Origin of the sequence: Aquihabitans sp. G128 (genome assembly GCF_019048865.1) — a bacterium.
GTDB lineage: Bacteria > Actinomycetota > Acidimicrobiia > Acidimicrobiales > Iamiaceae > Aquihabitans.
This window is the reverse complement of record NZ_CP077604.1, coordinates 4394484-4410420: the sequence shown is the minus strand read 5'-3', so window position 1 is coordinate 4410420 and position 15937 is coordinate 4394484. Positions and strand designations below refer to the sequence as shown.

Here is a 15937-nt window from a genome sequence, read left to right as displayed (position 1 = left end):
CCATGGCTGATCCCGTCGCCCCCGCTCCCCCGTCTGCCGCTGACGAAGCCGTCGAGCCGGTCGTCGATCCGGTGCTGCAGGAGGTGCCGCTGGGCGCCCAGTGGCCCACGGTCGACCCGTTCCTGTTCTGTGCCCACCACCTGGACCACTACCCCGAGGGCAGCAGCACGCTGGGCCCGGCGGTGCCGCTGGAGGGGCGCGAGATCGGCTCCGACTTCGCCTCGAAGGACGGCTGGAACATGTACCACGGCTCGGTCGTGCCGGGGTTCCCGCAACACCCGCACCGGGGCTTCGAGACCGTGACCTACGTGCGTTCGGGGCTGATCGACCACAGCGACTCCCTGGGCGCGACCGCCCGGTTCGGCGCGGGCGACACGCAGTGGCTGACCGCCGGCGGCGGCGTGGTCCACTCGGAGATGTTCCCGCTGGTGCACGCCGACGGGCCCAACGACCTCCACCTGTTCCAGATCTGGCTGAACCTGCCGGCGGCCGACAAGCTCGTCGACCCGTACTTCACCATGCTGTGGTCCGAGGACACGCCGCGGTCGGTGTCGGTCGACGACGCCGGACGCCGGACCGAGGTCACGGTCATCGCCGGCACCTACGACGGGCTGACGCCGTCGGCTCCTCCGCCCAGCTCGTGGGCGGCCCGGGCCGAGTCCGACCTCGCCATCTGGCACCTGTCCCTCGAGGCAGGCGCCACGCTCGAGCTGCCGGCCGCCGCCGGGCCCGACACCATCCGCACGATCTACGTGTTCGAAGGCGACCGGTTGGTGGTGGGCGGGCACGTGCTCGGCGCCGACACCGGTGCCGTCGTGCGCTGCGACGTGCCGGTGACCTACGAGGCGGGCGACGGCGGGCCGGTCGAGGTGCTGGTGCTGCAGGGTCGGCCGATCGGCGAGCCGGTCGCCCGCTACGGGCCGTTCGTGATGAACACCGAGGACGAGATCGAGCAGGCGTTCGCCGACTACCGCGAGACCGGCTTCGGCGGCTGGCCGTGGGACGACGATGCGCCGCACCACGGCCCCACCAAGGGCCGCTTCGCCCGCCACGCCGACGGCCGCGTCGACGAGCGCTCCACCTGAGCCGACGCCCGCCCCCCTCGCACCCAACCCGCACGTGCCGCGATTGGCGCCGATTCTGCACAGATTCTGCGCCAATCGGCTCCCGTGCGTGCTCGGTGGGGCTGACCTGCGGGTTTGCCCCAACACAACGTATGCCTTGACGGTTATATAACCGCAGGGGCATGCTTCTATCGTGATCGAAGACCCCAGCGAGATGCCCCTCGAGCAGCTCGAAGCGATGGCCTTCGCCGCGGTCGCCGAGCCGAACCGGCGCCTGGTGCTCGACCTGCTGCTGGACGCCGGCGAGCACACGGTCGGCGAGCTCGTCGACCGCACCGGCCTCTCCCAGCCGCTCATGTCGAAGCACCTCCGCACGCTGCTCGCCGCCGGCCTCGCCGACGTGCGGACGGTCGGTCGAGAGCGCCGCTACCGCCTCCGCCCCGATGGCCTGGCCGAGATCTCCCACTGGCTCGATCCTCACGTCCGCTTCTGGCAAGCCCACATCGACGCCCTCGAGCAGCACCTCGCCGCCACCGCCACCGCCACCGACGCCGAGACCGGCGCCGACGGCGACCGCCCACCGGAAGGCCCCCGCCATGACCGATGACCCGAACGCCGCCACCCTCGACGACGACGGCGGTCGCCACCGGATCCGCTTCCAGCGGCTCCTCCCCCACCCCGTCGAGCGGGTGTGGGCCGCGCTCACCGAGCCCGACGAGCTCGCCGCCTGGTTCCCCACCACCATCGAGGGCGACCTCGAGCCCGGCGCCTCGCTCCGCTTCGGCTTCCGGGGCACGGCGGATGCCAGCCTCGGCTTCACCGGCGCGGTGGTCGCCGTCGACCCGCCCCGCCTCCTGGCCTTCCTCTGGGGCACCGACGAGCTCCGCATGGAGCTCGAGCCCACGACCGACGGCGGCTGCCTGCTCACCTTCACCGACACCGTCGACGTCCTCGGCCACTCGGCCCGCAACGCCGCCGGCTGGCACGTCTGCCTCGACCGCCTGCCCGAGCACCTCGGCGGCGCCGAGGTCGACGCCCCCACCTCGGAGCCCACCAACGAGTGGCAGGCCCACTTCGACCGCTACGCCGCTGCGTTCGGTCCGGAGGCCGCCACCGCCGGCGGCGCCACCGAGCCCGCCTGAACCGGCCCGAACGGGCACGACCCGTCCGGCCTACCCGGCCCACCCGGCCCACCCGATGCCCGAGTGGTGACGGCGCCGGGGCGCGACCGTCCCCGGCCGCCACGAGGGCGACCGGGGACGAACGCTCATCCGAAGCCTGCTCCGGCCGGCGGCGCAGGCTCCAGGCTCAGGCCGTCAGCAGGTGACGGTCACGTAGATGTAGTTGTTGGTGAGCACGCCGGAGCTGTTGTAGGACTGCACCTGCACCTGGTTGTTGCTGGTCTGGTAGGTGTCGGTGATCGCGTAGCCCTTCTCGTTGTAGGTGGTGGCCTGGGCCGTGCAGTAGTGGACGTCTCGGTTGAAGGTCACCAGGTAGGTGCCCGTCGACTGGTGGACCGAGTTCACGATGCCCCGTGAGCCGGCGTAGACGCCATCGCTGCTCGAGTTGATGAGGCCGGCCATGGAGATCTGGTAGTAGCCGGTCACATCGATGATGAGGTGCGTGGGGCCGCCGTGGTTGGCCATGCGCAGCGCGTACGCCGAGCCCTGGTTGATGGCCAGGCTGGCGCCGGTGCCGGCGGTGTCGGTGGCCTCGTAGCTCAGGGTGGTGGCGTTGGGCTCGACGGCACCGTTGGGGAACGCCCGCAGGTAGCCCTGGGCGTCCGGGTCGGCTGCGGTGACGTTGGCGGTGATCGCCGTGGCGCCCACCGGCACGCCGCAGCCTCCGCTCTTGCCGCCCTGGGGAGCGAAGCCGAACGTGCCGCCCACGTAGTAGGTGCGGGTCTGGTTGTTCTGGATCCGCCCGCCGTTGACGCGGGTGTCGACGATGCGGCACGGCGTGATTGGGGTGTAGGTCGACTCGTCGGTCGCCGAGAACAGCTGCTTCACGGCCCGAGCCGAGGGCGGCGCCGCGCCGACCGGAGGCGGCCGATCGTTGCCGCCGTCGGCGGCGAAGGTGGCGCCGGCAGCGCCGAGCGCGAACACCGCGCCGATGGTCAGGGTCGCCAAGGCGACGCGCTTGAGGGGGTTCTTCATGGTCTGCTCCCGCTGCAGTCAGTTGGCGCCCTTGGGGGGTCCAGGACGCACCCGGGTCGATCCCGCGATCGACCCCTGTGGGTGCCGTGATGGTAAGCCCACCGACCGCGTTCGGCCAGGGGCAATCCCACGGATCCCCAGCCGTGGCCCCAGGGGACGCCCGGCGGCCGTGGCCGCCTCAGGCGCGCCGGGTGGCCGAGAGCAGCGTGGCGTCGGCCCACCAGTAGGGGCTGACCGGCTCGACCTCCACCGTGAACCCCGCCGCCTCCACCAGCTCGGCCCAGGCCGCCGTCGGCTGCTCGAACGTGTACCGCGGGCGAGACGGGTCGAGCTGGCCGACCAGGACGGGCAGCAGAAACCCGGTCACCACCTCGGGGTGGTCGACGTACTCCCGCACGCCGCGCTCGTAGCGCTCGGCCAGGTAGGCCAGGTGCTCGGGGGAACGGTCCTCGAACGCCGGCACGTCGAAGTCGACGACCACCAGCCGGTCGGTCCGGTCGGCCAGGGCGGCGAAGAGCGCCGGCCGCTCGTCGGGGTGGGTGGCGTGCAGGGCGAAGGTCGACTGCACCAGGTCCCACCGCACGTCGGCGTCGAGCCCGGCCAGCACCTCGGTCACCCCGGCCTGGTGGCCCACCACCTCTCGCCCGCCGACCGTCCCAGGCGCCGACACCGCAGCCCGAGCCGCCACGAGCAGCTCGGCCGACGGCTCGACCAGGTCGACCCGAGCGGTCGACGGCCCCAACACCGCGGCGGTCACCCGCCCGTCGCCGCACCCGATGTCGAGCACCGTCTCCGGCTGCTCGTCGGCGTGCAGCGCAGCGAGGGCGGCGATGGCCCGCTCGTAGAGCACCACGTTGCCGCCGTTCGAGATGAACGCCTCGAAGGCGCTGGGCGCCTCGTACACGCCAGGCGCCGGAAGGTCGCCGAGGAAGCGGTCCAACGCCAGCGCCAGCTGCGAGCCCGGATCGTCGGCCCCCGCCACCGCAGCCCGCTCGGCCGCACCATCCCAGTCGCCAGCCGCCAAGGCCTCGAGCACGTCGATCGTCGTCACCATGGCCCCATGATGGCGGCGGTGCCCGGCGCCCGCACGTCGCTGACCAGGGGCGATGCGCGGGGATGCGGCCTCCGAAAGATTTCTCGGAATTCTGGTTCTACGGGGTGCGGAGCCGGGGGTACTCCTGCGTCAACCCCACCCACTGACCGTGCCCGCCCCTTCCCCCCCTGGGCGGGCACGGCCGCGCCCGGGGCCAGGCGCGGCTTCCGGGAGCAGGCCCGCCGTCAGGCGTTCAGCTCGTCCAGCCCCAGCTCCCAGTAGAGGAAGTTGGTGGTCTGGGTGAGGATCACGGTGCGGTTCTTGCCGTAGGGCACGTGGGTGCCGTCCGGGAAGGTCGTCAGGTAGGCCTCGAGGCCGGCGGCGTGGGCGGCGTCGACGGTGCGGACCGCGGCGCTGTAGGGCACCACCGGGTCGGCGTCGCCGTGGAAGAACAGCGCGGGCGGCTCACCGGCGCTCGGGGTGGTGGTGGCCGCCGCGCCTGACAGCGACACCGCCGCCCGGACCTTCGAGCTGAACCCCGGGTTGCCGCTGGTGCCCACGTCCTCGGACCCGTAGGCCACGTTCAGCGCCGTGTACGCCCCGGCCGAGGAGCCGGCGATGGCGATGCGGTCGGGGTCGATCTTCATCGACGACTTGTGGAGGCGCAGGTAGCGGACGGCGGCCTGGGCGTCGTGCTTGGCGTCGATGATCCCCTGGACGCACTCGGGGCCCGCCGGGAAGCAGCCCTTCGACAGCCGGTAGTTGATGGAGACGTTGACGTAGCCCTTCTTGGCGAAGGTGGTGGCCTCGTCGACGATCTCCGCCGAGGTCTTGTCGCCGTTCTTGAACGCCCCGCCGTGGATCCACACGATGGCCGGGCGGTTGGCGGTGACCGGGTCGCCCTTGGGGGCGTAGACGTCCATCTTCAGCGCCATGGTGGTGCCGGCCTGGGTGGTCGCGCTGCCGTAGACCACGTCGGCCTGCTTGTTGACGGTGGTGAAGATCGGGTCCCGGTACCGCAGCGGCGCCTTCCCGCTCGGCACGGTCTGGTGCGGCTGGCAGGCTGCCGCGGCCAGCACGGCCACGGCCGCCAACGCGGTGCAGGCAAGACGACGACGCATGGTGCAGCAACCCCCAGGACCCGGAACGAGCCGCCAGCATCCCACCAACCCGTGAGCAACGTGTGAAGGGCCCATGCCAGCCGGCCCGGCCCCCGACGGGTGCGTGGCACGGATGGGTGGTGCTCGGTACGTTCTGGGGCCGTGAGCGAGACGGAGCGTGAGGGCGAGGACGCACTCATCGTCGAGGGGCTGCTGGCTGCGGACGAGGCGCGCTGGGCGCGGCTGTGGACGGCGGTCGACGCCGTGCTCGGCGAGCCGTCGGACCAGTGGGTCACCTGGCGTGGGGGCCAGCGGTTGGCGGACGGGTCGGTGCAGGCCGCGTGGGCCGACTACTCGCCCAACGTCCTGGCGACGTTGACGGCGCTGGCCTCGGTCGACGCCATCACGCCGTTCGACTGGATGGCGTGGATGGACGGGTGGGACGGCATCGAGCACCTGCGCACCGGGCCGGTCACCGACGCCGTGCGCTACCTCACCGCCGTCGTCCGCAACGACCGCATGGTCGAGGGCTCGATCAACCAGGCTCTCCACGAGGGCACCTTCCAGGCCGCCCTCGCCCGCCTCCGCACCTGGTACGACACCGAGCGCTGACCTGCGGGGCGGCGAGCACGCCAGATCAGGAGGTCGTACCGTCGGCGGTGGTCGGCCCCACCCCGTCGGCGGTCGACCAAGGGGAAGCGCTCATGACCGATGCTGCCGGCACGCCCGTCCACGACCTGGTGATCCGGGGCGGGACCGTGATCGACGGGACGGGGGCGCCGCGGCGCACGGCCGACGTCGCCATCGACGGGGGCACGATCACGGCCGTCGGCCAGGTCGACGCACCCGGCACCGAGGAGCTCGACGCCGGCGGGCTGCTGGTGACGCCGGGGTTCGTCGACATCCACGCCCACTACGACGGGCAGGCCACGTGGTCGGGGCGGCTGGACCCGTCGAGCTGGCACGGGGTGACCACGCTGGTGGCCGGCAACTGCGGCGTGGGCTTCGCCCCCGTGCACCCCGGCGACCACGACACGTTGATCTCGCTGATGGAGGGCGTCGAGGACATCCCCGGCGTCGCCCTGCAGGAGGGCCTGGCGTGGGACTGGCAAACGTTCCCGGAGTTCCTCGACGTGCTGGGCCGAGGCCGCTTCGACGCCGACCTGGGCGTGCAGGTGCCCCACGGCCCGCTGCGGCTCCACGTCATGGGCCAGCGCGGCGCTGACCGGGAGCCGGCCACGCCCGCCGACATCGCCGCCATGGCCGAGATCGCCGCCGAGGCGGTGGCGGCCGGGGCCATCGGCTTCACCACCAGCCGCACGCTGAACCACCGCACCAGCAAGGGGCAGCCGGTGCCGTCGCTGACCGCCGAGGCCGACGAGCTGGTGGGCATCGCCAAGGCCATCGGGGCGACGGGCCGGGGCGTGCTGCAGGTGGTGTCGGACTTCGGCGACCCCGACGCCGAGTTCGCCCTGTGCCGGCAGATGGTGGAGGAGAGCGGGCGGCCGCTGTCGTTCTCGCTGGTGCAGTCGCAGGGCGACGGGTACCGGCACCTGCTCGACCTGCTGGCGCAGGCCAACGCCGACGGGCTGCCCATGACCGCTCAGGTCGCGCCCCGGGCGGTGGGCCTGCTGCTCGGGCTGGAGTGCACGCTCAACCCGTTCATGGCCAACCCGGTCTACGTCGAGATCGCCGAGCTGCCGCTGGAGGAGCGGGTGGCCGAGCTGCGCGATCCGCGGTTCCGGGCTCGACTGCTGGCCGCCGCCGAGCGGAGCCAGGCCGACTCCCCCACCCCCGGCGCCCGGCTCATCACCGCCCTCGGCCGCATGTACGCCCTGGGCGACCCGCCGGACTACGAGCCGGACCCGTCGACGTCGGTGGCGGCCCGGGCCTCGGCCGAGGGCGGCGACGGCTTCGCCCTGGCGCTCGACGTGATGCTGGCCGACGACGGCCGGGGCTTCCTCTACCTGCCGCTGCTCAACTACGGCGACGGCAACCTCGACGCCGCCGGCGAGATGCTCGCCCACCCCAACACCGTGGTGGGGTTGGCCGACGGCGGCGCCCACGTCGGCACCATCTGCGACGCCAGCTTCCCCACCACGCTGCTCACCCACTGGGGCCGCGACCGCAGCCACGGCCAGCTCAACCTCGAGCTGCTCGTCCACCGCCAGACCCAGGCCACCGCCCGGGCCGTGGGCTTCGCCGACCGGGGCGTGCTGGCGCCGGGCCTGCGGGCCGACGTGAACGTGATCGACCACCAGCGCCTCACCGCCCGCCGTCCCACCATCCGCCACGACCTCCCCGCCGGCGGCCGCCGCCTGGTGCAAGCGGCCGAGGGCTACGTGGCCACCGTGGTGGCCGGCCAGGTCACCTACCGGTCCGGCGTCGCCTCCGACGCCCTCCCCGGCCGCCTCGTCCGCGGCCCCCAGCCCGCCCCGGAGGTCCACCGATGAGCACGCACGCCGAACCGCTCGACACCGACCCGGCCGACCTGGGCGCGCCGGTCGACCCCGCCACCCTCGTCCCGCTCGAGGAGGCGTGCGAGTGGCGGCAGGACGACGTGGGCGAGGGCTACGTGTTCAGCTCACCGACGAGCACGTGGCCGAGCTCGACGCCGCCCTCGCCCAGGCGACGGCCACGGTCGACGACGTGCTCGACATCACTCGCGACGACTTCCCGCTGCCCACCCTCGGCGCCGAGCTCGAGGCGCTCACCCACGAGCTGATCGACGGGCGGGGCGTGGTGCTGCTGCGGGGCCTGCCGGCGGACCGGCTGAGCAAGGACGAGGCGTCGGCGATGTACTGGGGCATCGGCACCCACTTGGGCCGGCCGTGGCCGCAGAACGCCAAGGGCCACCTGCTCGGCGACGTGACCGACCAGGGCCGGGCACCCGGTGACCCCACCGCCCGGGGCAACGAGATCGGCGGGGTGCCGTTCCCGTTCCACTCCGACGGCTCGGACCTGGTGGGCCTGCTGTGCCTGGACGCCGGGGCCAGCGGCGGCGCCAGCCTGGTGGCCAACGCGGTGAGCATCCACAACGACCTGGTGCGCGACGAGCCCGAGCTGGCCGCCCACCTCTACCGCCCGTTCCCCTACGACCTCCGTGGCGAGCAGGCCCCCGGCGCCCGCAGCTGGTACACGATGCCGGTCTGCACCCGGGCCGGCGAGCGGCTGTTCGTGCGCTACATCCGCCCGTACATCGAGAGCGTGCGCCGCCACGCGGACGCCCCCGAGGTGTCGGCCGAGGCCCGGGCCGCCCTCGACCGCGTCGACGCCATGTGCGCCGACGAGCAGTACCAGGTGGAGATGACCATGCAGCCCGGCGACATCCAGTTCGTCAACAACTTCCACGTGCTCCACGCCCGCCGGGCCTACGTGGACGACCGCGCCGCGGGCCGGGTCCGCCACCTCAAGCGCCTCTGGCTCGAGACCGACCTCCTCGCCGACGCCCAGAAGCCCGAGCGCTTCCGCCTCGGCCGCACCGACGGCTACTGGTCCCGCAACGGCAAGACCAAGAGCGACCTCGTCGTCTGACCCTCGGTCACGACCGGCGGCGACGCCCGGCTGCCGTCAGTAGGCGCCGTAGGGGCCCGATGACGGGTGGTAGGTGATCGACCGGGACTGGAAGGTGTCGGGGTCGAGGACCTCGAGGGTCTGGTCGGTGAGGAGGATGGGCTTGCCGTCGACCACGAGGACGCGGCTGACGGTGGGTTGGGGCGCCGGGCTGCACTCGAAGTACGACGCGGCCCGCTGGTCCTCGGGGACGAAGCGGGCGATCGTGCCGTTGTCGATCCGGTAGCACTGGTAGCGAGGCCACTCGAGCTCCTTCTGCGACTGGTCGCCGCAGCGCAGCACCAGGGCGTCGTCGGGCAGCAGCTGCTGGGCCTCGGCGTCGGTGACGTCGACGGTGGGGCACGGCGAGGGGACGGCGTTGGGCTTGCTGGCGACCGGCACGGCCACCTCCTTCACGCCGCCCTTCACCTCGACGACCGCGGCCTCGTTCGGCTGGCCGTCGAAGCGGGTGTTCTGCAGGCCCCACAGGGCCAGGTTGCGACCGGGCCAGTAGGTGAAGGCGTGGTGGTCGGCGCCGACCTGGTCGCTGGTCCACGGCCGCTCCCAGACGCCGAGGACGCGAGGCGCATCGGCTTTGCTGACGTCGAGCAGCTGCGCCTGCACCCAGCTGCGGGACTGCTTGTCCTTGCCGGTGCCCACCTGGTCGGTGCGGGAGCCGATGACCAGCGCCCGGTGGTCGGGCAGCGGGTGGAAGTACCCGGGCGCACCGCTGAGGGTGACGCGACCGGCCTGGCGGGGCTTGGCGGGATCGGTGAGGTCGAGCACGAGGACCTCCCGGCCGAACAGGCCCGTGGAGATCAGCACCCGGTCCTCCACGAAGCGCACGGCGCTGGCCCCGCCGCCGCCCTTGGCCAGGTCGCCGACCGTGGCGGTCTGGGCCAGGCCGCCCTTGCCGTCCGGCGTGAGGATGGTGAGGTCGATGCCTCGGTCGAGGTCCTGGTCCCAGGGCGTGCCCTTGGACGTGACGACACCGAGCGAGCCTCCGACCTCGCCGTAGGCGAACTGGCCGACGGTGGACCCGTCGACGATGCCGGAGCCGGCGTAGGTGGGGGCGTCGTCGGCTTCGAAGCTGAACTCGTGGATGGCGGTGCGCCAGTCGTCGAACTTCAGGCGGTCGCGGTCGATGGGGTCGACCCACACCTCGGAGCTGATGGCCACCTTGTCGAGCCCGGCGTAGAGCGTGGTGGCCGGCGCCAGGATCGACGTACCGGCCGGCTCGAACCGGCCGGTGCCGAGCGGGAACGTGACCATGGAGGTCATGGCCACGCCGGAGAACGTGTCGGGCACGTGCACCCGTCCGCAGGGCACCAGGGGCTGGGGGGGACTCGCCGGCTCGCTGCCAGTCGGGGATCCAATCGGCAGCGGTGGACCCGGCGACCGAGCGGCGGTTCTGCTCGAGGGCCTTGGCCACCGAGTTGGGCGTGGTGGGGACCACGAAGCCGAGGTCGGCCATGTTCGACGTGGTGACGAGGCGGATCTCGCCGTCGACGAGCCGGGCCGCCACCAGCGAGCCCTCCACCCGAACCCGGTCGGACACCTTGGGCTTGGCGGGGTCGGTGGCGTCGACGAACGTGACGGTCAGGTACTCGGTGGCGGCCTGGGTGGCCGACGGGTCGCCGGCCACCGGCTTGGACACCTCGACCTCGGAGCCGAACAGGGCGACGCGCCCGTCGGCCACCAGCATCTGGCTCACCTGGCTCGGGCCGCCCTCGGACGCGTCCTTGCCGGGGGTGACGTCGAGCGTGGCGAGGACCTGCATGGACCCGGTGTCGGTGATGCGCAGGTTGCCCTTGCCGTCGAGGTCGTAGATCAGCGTGCCGACGGCCTTCACGTGGTCGAGCTCGTCGACCCCTTCGACCTGCACGTTGGTGGCGAGCGTGGTCCCACCGTCGCCGGTGGCGGTGGGGCTGGCGGCACCGGTGGTCGGCAACGAGCGAGCGACATCCGAGTAGGCCTGCCTGTCGACCCCGGCGTCCAGGCGCGCATCCACCGGCAGGTACCGGGGGTCGCCGCCGAAGCCGCTGCTGCCGACGTGCTGGGCGCCGACCTTGCGGAGGTCGCCGATGAGGCCGTCGCAGTCCTCGAACGTCGAGACGCTGCTGACCAGCTTCACGGTGCGGGGGTCGACCGGCTTCTTCGAGAGCGTCGAGAGCAGGTGCTCGACCTCGGAGCGCTTGGGCGCGCCGGGCTTGGCGCTGGCCAGCTCCGTGCCGGGGTCGGACCCCGAACCCGAGTCCCGGTCGACCAACAGCAGCGTGCCGAGGAGGGCGACCACCACCAGCGAGGCGCCGGCCAGCGCCGTCACCCGGCGGGTGCGGCGGCGCAGCACGGCCACCTCGACGGTGGCCGGGGAGATGGCGGGGCTGGCGGCGCGGAGGCGGGCGCCGGCCTCGACGAGGACGGGATCGTCGCCGTCGTCGCCGGGCGGGACCGGGTCGGTGGGATCGTTCATGGCGGGCCTGCTCTCATGGGGCGTACGACTGGACGGCGGGCGAGGACCGGAGCGTGGCTCGGCCTCGGTGGAGGAGCGACCGCACGGCGGGCACGGTCAGCTGGAGGGTCTCGGCGACCTCGGCCACCGGGAGGTCGGCGCCGTAGCGCAGGGCGAGGGCCGAGGCCTGGTCCGGCGGCAGGGCACGGACCGAGGCCCACAGCCCTTCGTCGTCCAAGGCGGCCAACGGGTCGGCCACCGCGATCGAGGCCGCCTGCGAGTCGAACCGCCGGACCGCCCGGCGCTCGTTCGACCGCCGACGCGACACGGAGATGGCCTCGTTGATGGCCACCCGCCGCACCCAGGCGCCGGGCTTGTCGAGCTGCGAGACCTTGCCCCAGCGCCGGTAGCAGCGCTCGAACGCGGTCTGCACGATCTCCTCGGCCCGGTGCCGATCGCCGACGATGGCGGTGGCCGCCGCCACCAACCCCCGACCCTCGTCCTCGACCAACTCGGCGAAGTCCACCAGCATCCTCCGACCCACACACGCCCGACCCACCCCATCCGTCGCGCCCCACCCTGCACCTTCTCGTAGCTCCCGCTCCGGATCGTGGGCCCGCCGCCTCCTGAGCCGGGCCCAGGTCCGGGTGGCGAATCGCCCTGGCGGGTGATCGCGAGGATCCGTGCCTTTCGGCCCATGCGCTCGGTACGGCCGCACCAGTACGGTCCCCGGAGCGCGGGCGGGGGGTCCGCGCCGCAACTCGGGGGGGAACCGACATGGGCGGATGGAACGACGGCGGGCAGCCGCACGGTCAGAGCACGGGCGGGCAGCTGCCGCCGCCTCCGGGATCGGGGCCGTGGACGGCTCCCGGCGCGATGCCGCCACCGCCGCCCGCTCCGGGTTGGGCACCGCCTCCGCCACCTGCGGCGCCTGCATGGGGTGCTCCGCCTCCGCCTCCGGGTGGCGGCGGTCAACCGCCAGCGGGATGGACCCCGCAGCCGGAACCGTCGAAGGGCTGGCCCAAGAGCGCCAAGCTCGCAGCGGCCGGGCTCGCCACCCTCGTCCTGGTGCTGGGCATCGCCGCAGCGGGCGGCAGCGACGAGCAGAAGGACGAGACCGAGCAGGTCGCCCTGGTCGACGGTGCCAGCGCCCGCTCCGAGACGACGGCCTCGACCACCACCGCGGCCCCGACGACCACCTCGACCAGCACGAGCACGACGCTGGCCCCGACCACGACCGTGCCGCCCACGACGGCGCCGCCGACCACCGTGGCGCCCACCACCGCTCCGCCCACCACGCCAGCGCCGACCGTGCCGCCGCCCACGGCCCCACTGCCGACCCAGGCCCTGATCCCGCAGGCGCCGTCCGCCTACTACGCCAACTGCAGCGAGGCGCGTGCCGCAGGCGTCACGCCGCTGTACCGGGGCGACCCCGGCTACGCCTCGCACCTCGACCGTGACGACGACGGGGTCGCCTGCGAGTGAGCCGAGGCTCTCGTCGCTGGCCCCGCTCGGCGCGCAGCGTCGTCGGCGGGCTGCTGGCCGTGCTCGCAGTGCTCGTGGTCGTGCAGCTCGCCGGTGGGAGCGACGACCAGAGCGCTGCTCCGGGGACCACCACATCGGTGACCGGCGCGCCGAGCACGGCGCCCGGTCCGCCGACGAGCGTCGGTTCGGCCACGGCTGGGGCGGTCTCGACGACCACCGTCTCGATCGTCGACCCCTCGAGCACGACGACCACCCTCGTCGAAGGCGGCGAGGCGCGGGCGATGGTCGACCGGCTGGTGGTGGCGGTGCCGGCGGCTGACCTGGCGCCGTACCGGCGGGCGGCGTTCGGGGACGACTGGAGCTACGACCCGGCCACGAAGTGCAACACCCGGGAGCGGGTGCTGATCGAGGAGTCGCTCGTGCCGCCGGTGGTGGACGCGCAGTGCCGGTCGACCGGTGGGCGGTGGCGGTCGGTCTACGACGGCGTGGTGGTGACCGAGGTGGCCAAGCTCCAGATCGACCACCTGATCCCGCTGGCCGACGCCTGGCGGTCGGGCGCCTCGGCGTGGACCGACGAGCGCCGCCTGGCCTTCGCCAACGACCTCGACGACCCTGACACGCTGGTGGCGGTGACGGCGTCGACCAACGAGTCGAAGTCGGACCGCACGCCGGACGAGTGGCTGCCGCCGGACCGCACGGCGTGGTGCACCTACGCCGAGGACTGGGTGGACGTCAAGGCTCGCTGGGGGCTCACCGTCACCCTCGCCGAGAAGGCGACGCTGGTGCAGGTCCTCGCCGGCTGCTGATCGCTGGCGCTGGGCGTGGCGTCCGGGGGGTGGTCAGTGCCGTCTGGCAAGGTGAAGACCTCGACGGCGGAGCAACGGTGGCCACCGGCCACGACGCCCCGAGGACCGGAGGCGAACGGTGGGCATCAGCAAGGTCATGGCGGCAGCAGGTCTGGTGGCGGTGCTGGCCGCCGGGTGCTCCTCGGGCGGTTCCAGCGACCGCGACCCCGGGTCGACGACGACGTCGGGGCGCAGCTCGACGAGCACCTCGACCACGAGCTCTACAACGAGCTCGACGACCACCACCAGCACCCCGCCCGAGTCGGAGACCACCATCGCCGCCCAGAAGATCCAGCTCGACTTCCGGCCCGTGCTGGCGGTCGGTGCGCCGGTGAACGGCACGTGTGACTCCGTGGGTGACGCCGGCGACCGGCTGCTGAGCGAGGACGGGGCGCTCTGCTACGCCGTCGGCCCCGTGGGCTTCACCGGTGAGGACCTGGCCACGGCCGAAGCCACCCTCCAGAACGAGTGGAGCGTGGCCGTGACCGTCCGCCGCTCCAAGATCGACCAGGCCAACGACACGTTCAACGCCTGCTACCAAGGCGGCGCGACCTGCCCGGCCCCGTCCAGCTACGAGCACGGCGCCATCGCCATCGTGGTCGACGGCAAGGTCCTCTCCGCCCCCGCCGTCAACGGCCCCGACCTCGCCAGCGAGACCTTCACTATCACCGGCAACCTCACCAGGGACTCCGCCACCACCCTCGCCCACAGCCTCGGGGGCTGACCGGCAGGCGTCCGGACGAAGAGCGCGCGGCCCTGATCCATCCGCTGAGTCCGTTCGCACACTCTGAGCTGTCGATTGCACGCTGAAGGCTGCTCGTGAATGCGCGACTGCGTACCCTGACGGCGAATCGATCCGGGGAGCGGCAGTGTCGGGTGAGCGGGTGTACACGGTGGATGGGGCGACGGCGGTGCCGGCAACGCCGATCTCGTTGTCGGACGCAGGGCTGCGAGAGCGTGATGACCTTCAGGAGTGGGTGATCGCCCATCCGGAGATCTTGGGTCCTGACGTGCTGGTGATCACCTTCGAGTACGACCGCTGGCGCTCCTCAACTGGCGACCGTGAACGAGACCGCCTCGACGTACTCGGCATCGATCGCGACGGCCGCCTTGTGGTGGCTGAGCTCAAGCGAGACAAGGCGCCCGAGACCGTCGAGATGCAAGCCATCAAGTACGCAGCGTTGGCCTCACGATTCACGGAGGATGACCTGGTCGAACAGTTGGCTCGTTCCCTGCGGCAGCGCACGGGCAGCGCCGTCGAGGAGGACGAAGCTCGAGCGACGCTTCTCGACTGGGTCGTCGAACTCGATGCTGAAGTGTTGAGCCAGCCGCGCATCGTTCTGGTCGCGGGTTCATTCCCGCCGGTTGTGACCTCAACGGTCCACTGGCTGAACCAGATGGGCGTGCACATCACGCTCCAGTCGGTGCAGGCGTACCGAGTCTTCGAAGATCGGACGATCGTCACCGTCTCGCAGCTCTACCCGTTGCCTGAGGTGGAGGAGTTGCTGGTTAGTCCGAGCCGCGTCAACGACACGGTGGACGCCAAGCAGCGCCGACGTCGCGAAGGGAGCACCGTGGTCCGCCTGGTGCGCTCCGGGCAGATTGCCGACGGCACCGAGCTGGTGATGCGCCCGACCACCAGTGTCGATGCATCGACGAGGTCCGAAATCGAGGCATGGTTGGCGGACAACCCGGACCGGGCTCGCGCCGTATGGCGCAACGACTCTCGTGCCCCAATCGAGTGGGCGGTCAACGGCGAGCGGTATCGCCCTACGGCCCTTGTCAACATCGCCCTTGCGGCCGTCGGTGTGACCCGCTCGGTCCGAGGCCCGGAATGGTGGGTGTTGCCGGACGGCCGGTCGTTGGTCGAAGCCGCCGGTCCTGCGGCTGGAGGCGCGTTTGACTGGGGTCCGCTCCACGCAGCCATGGCCGCGCTCCCGACTGGCCGGTGGACCACATACGGCGACCTCGCAGCCCAGATGGGGACGGCAGCACAGCCCTTGGGCCAGCACATTGCCAACTGCCCCGACTGCCCGAACGCCCAGCGCGTGTTGGGATCCGACGGCCGCCCTCGCCCCAACTTCGCCTGGTCAGACCCCACCGACCGCCGGACCCAGCGAGAAGCGCTCGAGGGCGAGGGTGTCACCTTCAGCGATGGCCGAGCTTCTACGCGGCAACGGTTGGCCCCGTCTGAGCTGGCTGCGGTCACGGGCTGAAGTGCGAGGCATAGCAAGCCCATGCGGTCCTGTC

15 protein-coding genes and 1 pseudogene are annotated in these 15937 nt (G+C 72.6%); 10 read left to right on the top strand and 6 right to left on the bottom strand.

Annotated features, from left to right (window positions below; all coding sequences use genetic code 11):
* Nucleotides 1-2 precede the first annotated feature (2 nt).
* From KSP35_RS21145 to KSP35_RS21135, 3 genes are all read left to right on the top strand, one after another.
* Nucleotides 3-1085, top strand: coding sequence for a pirin family protein (locus KSP35_RS21145; protein WP_216997748.1), 1083 nt, complete (start codon nt 3-5; stop codon nt 1083-1085).
* A gap of 172 nt (nt 1086-1257) precedes the next feature.
* A complete protein-coding gene (locus KSP35_RS21140; RefSeq protein ID WP_216997747.1) occupies nt 1258-1671 on the top strand; it encodes a helix-turn-helix transcriptional regulator in 414 nt (137 codons plus the stop codon).
* Nucleotides 1661-2206, top strand: coding sequence for an SRPBCC family protein (locus KSP35_RS21135; RefSeq protein WP_216997746.1), 546 nt, complete (start codon nt 1661-1663; stop codon nt 2204-2206). Before KSP35_RS21140 ends, KSP35_RS21135 begins: the two co-directional genes overlap by 11 nt.
* A gap of 174 nt (nt 2207-2380) precedes the next feature.
* Here the strand turns inward: KSP35_RS21135 and KSP35_RS21130 are convergent, their stop codons facing one another.
* The 3 genes from KSP35_RS21130 to KSP35_RS21120 all read right to left on the bottom strand — a co-directional run bounded on the left by KSP35_RS21130 (nt 2381) and on the right by KSP35_RS21120 (nt 5338).
* Nucleotides 2381-3220 carry a hypothetical protein gene (locus KSP35_RS21130; RefSeq protein WP_216997745.1) on the bottom strand — a complete coding sequence of 280 codons (840 nt, stop codon included), beginning with the start codon at nt 3218-3220 and terminating at the stop codon, nt 2381-2383.
* A 178-nt stretch (nt 3221-3398) separates the two neighbouring features.
* Nucleotides 3399-4274, bottom strand: a complete 876-nt coding sequence (locus KSP35_RS21125; RefSeq protein WP_216997744.1) for a trans-aconitate 2-methyltransferase — start codon at nt 4272-4274, stop codon at nt 3399-3401.
* 224 nt (nt 4275-4498) lie between these two features.
* Complete coding sequence (locus KSP35_RS21120; RefSeq protein WP_254127282.1) at nt 4499-5338, bottom strand: alpha/beta hydrolase; 840 nt, start codon at nt 5336-5338, stop codon at nt 4499-4501.
* Nucleotides 5339-5515: 177 nt separating this feature from the next.
* Here KSP35_RS21120 and KSP35_RS21115 point away from each other — a divergent pair, with 177 nt between their 5' ends.
* The 3 genes from KSP35_RS21115 to KSP35_RS21105 all read left to right on the top strand — a co-directional run bounded on the left by KSP35_RS21115 (nt 5516) and on the right by KSP35_RS21105 (nt 8887).
* Nucleotides 5516-5965 (top strand): DUF6508 domain-containing protein, encoded by a 450-nt coding sequence (locus tag KSP35_RS21115; RefSeq protein ID WP_216997742.1) that lies wholly within the window; start codon nt 5516-5518, stop codon nt 5963-5965.
* A gap of 92 nt (nt 5966-6057) precedes the next feature.
* On the top strand, nt 6058-7806 hold the full coding sequence (locus KSP35_RS21110) for an amidohydrolase family protein (RefSeq protein WP_216997741.1): 1749 nt from the start codon (nt 6058-6060) through the stop codon (nt 7804-7806).
* A gap of 145 nt (nt 7807-7951) precedes the next feature.
* Nucleotides 7952-8887 carry a TauD/TfdA family dioxygenase gene (locus KSP35_RS21105; protein WP_216997740.1) on the top strand — a complete coding sequence of 312 codons (936 nt, stop codon included), beginning with the start codon at nt 7952-7954 and terminating at the stop codon, nt 8885-8887.
* Nucleotides 8888-8923: 36 nt separating this feature from the next.
* Here KSP35_RS21105 and KSP35_RS21100 read toward each other — a convergent pair whose 3' ends face one another.
* The 3 genes and pseudogenes from KSP35_RS21100 to KSP35_RS21090 form a co-directional block, all read right to left on the bottom strand.
* On the bottom strand, nt 8924-10219 hold the full coding sequence (locus KSP35_RS21100; RefSeq protein WP_216997739.1) for a beta-propeller domain-containing protein: 1296 nt from the start codon (nt 10217-10219) through the stop codon (nt 8924-8926).
* Between the two features lie 97 nt (nt 10220-10316).
* Nucleotides 10317-11378 (bottom strand): annotated as a pseudogene (locus tag KSP35_RS26250) (beta-propeller domain-containing protein); the annotation flags it as partial.
* Nucleotides 11379-11391: 13 nt separating this feature from the next.
* Complete coding sequence (locus tag KSP35_RS21090) at nt 11392-11883, bottom strand: RNA polymerase sigma factor (protein ID WP_216997738.1); 492 nt, start codon at nt 11881-11883, stop codon at nt 11392-11394.
* Between the two features lie 542 nt (nt 11884-12425).
* Here KSP35_RS21090 and KSP35_RS21085 point away from each other — a divergent pair.
* The 4 genes from KSP35_RS21085 to KSP35_RS21070 all read left to right on the top strand — a co-directional run bounded on the left by KSP35_RS21085 (nt 12426) and on the right by KSP35_RS21070 (nt 15903).
* Nucleotides 12426-12842, top strand: a complete 417-nt coding sequence (locus tag KSP35_RS21085; protein WP_216997737.1) for an excalibur calcium-binding domain-containing protein — start codon at nt 12426-12428, stop codon at nt 12840-12842.
* Nucleotides 12839-13648, top strand: coding sequence for an HNH endonuclease family protein (locus tag KSP35_RS21080; RefSeq protein WP_216997736.1), 810 nt, complete (start codon nt 12839-12841; stop codon nt 13646-13648). Before KSP35_RS21085 ends, KSP35_RS21080 begins: the two co-directional genes overlap by 4 nt.
* 118 nt (nt 13649-13766) lie before the next feature.
* The gene (locus KSP35_RS21075; protein ID WP_216997735.1) at nt 13767-14411 is read left to right on the top strand and encodes a hypothetical protein; all 645 of its coding nucleotides are present in this window, start codon (nt 13767-13769) and stop codon (nt 14409-14411) included.
* A 160-nt stretch (nt 14412-14571) separates the two neighbouring features.
* Nucleotides 14572-15903 (top strand): MGMT family protein, encoded by a 1332-nt coding sequence (locus KSP35_RS21070; RefSeq protein WP_216997734.1) that lies wholly within the window; start codon nt 14572-14574, stop codon nt 15901-15903.
* Nucleotides 15904-15937: the final 34 nt, after the last annotated feature.

Excerpts from the sequence above, each read along its gene's own strand:
- KSP35_RS21145 (WP_216997748.1), top strand. The coding sequence starts at position 3 with ATGGCTGATCCCGTCGCCCCCGCTCCCCCGTCTGCCGCTGACGAAGCC.
- KSP35_RS21135 (WP_216997746.1), top strand. The coding sequence starts at position 1,661 with ATGACCGATGACCCGAACGCCGCCACCCTCGACGACGACGGCGGTCGC.
- KSP35_RS21130 (WP_216997745.1), bottom strand. The coding sequence starts at position 3,220 with ATGAAGAACCCCCTCAAGCGCGTCGCCTTGGCGACCCTGACCATCGGC.
- KSP35_RS21125 (WP_216997744.1), bottom strand. The coding sequence starts at position 4,274 with ATGGTGACGACGATCGACGTGCTCGAGGCCTTGGCGGCTGGCGACTGG.
- KSP35_RS21110 (WP_216997741.1), top strand. The coding sequence starts at position 6,058 with ATGACCGATGCTGCCGGCACGCCCGTCCACGACCTGGTGATCCGGGGC.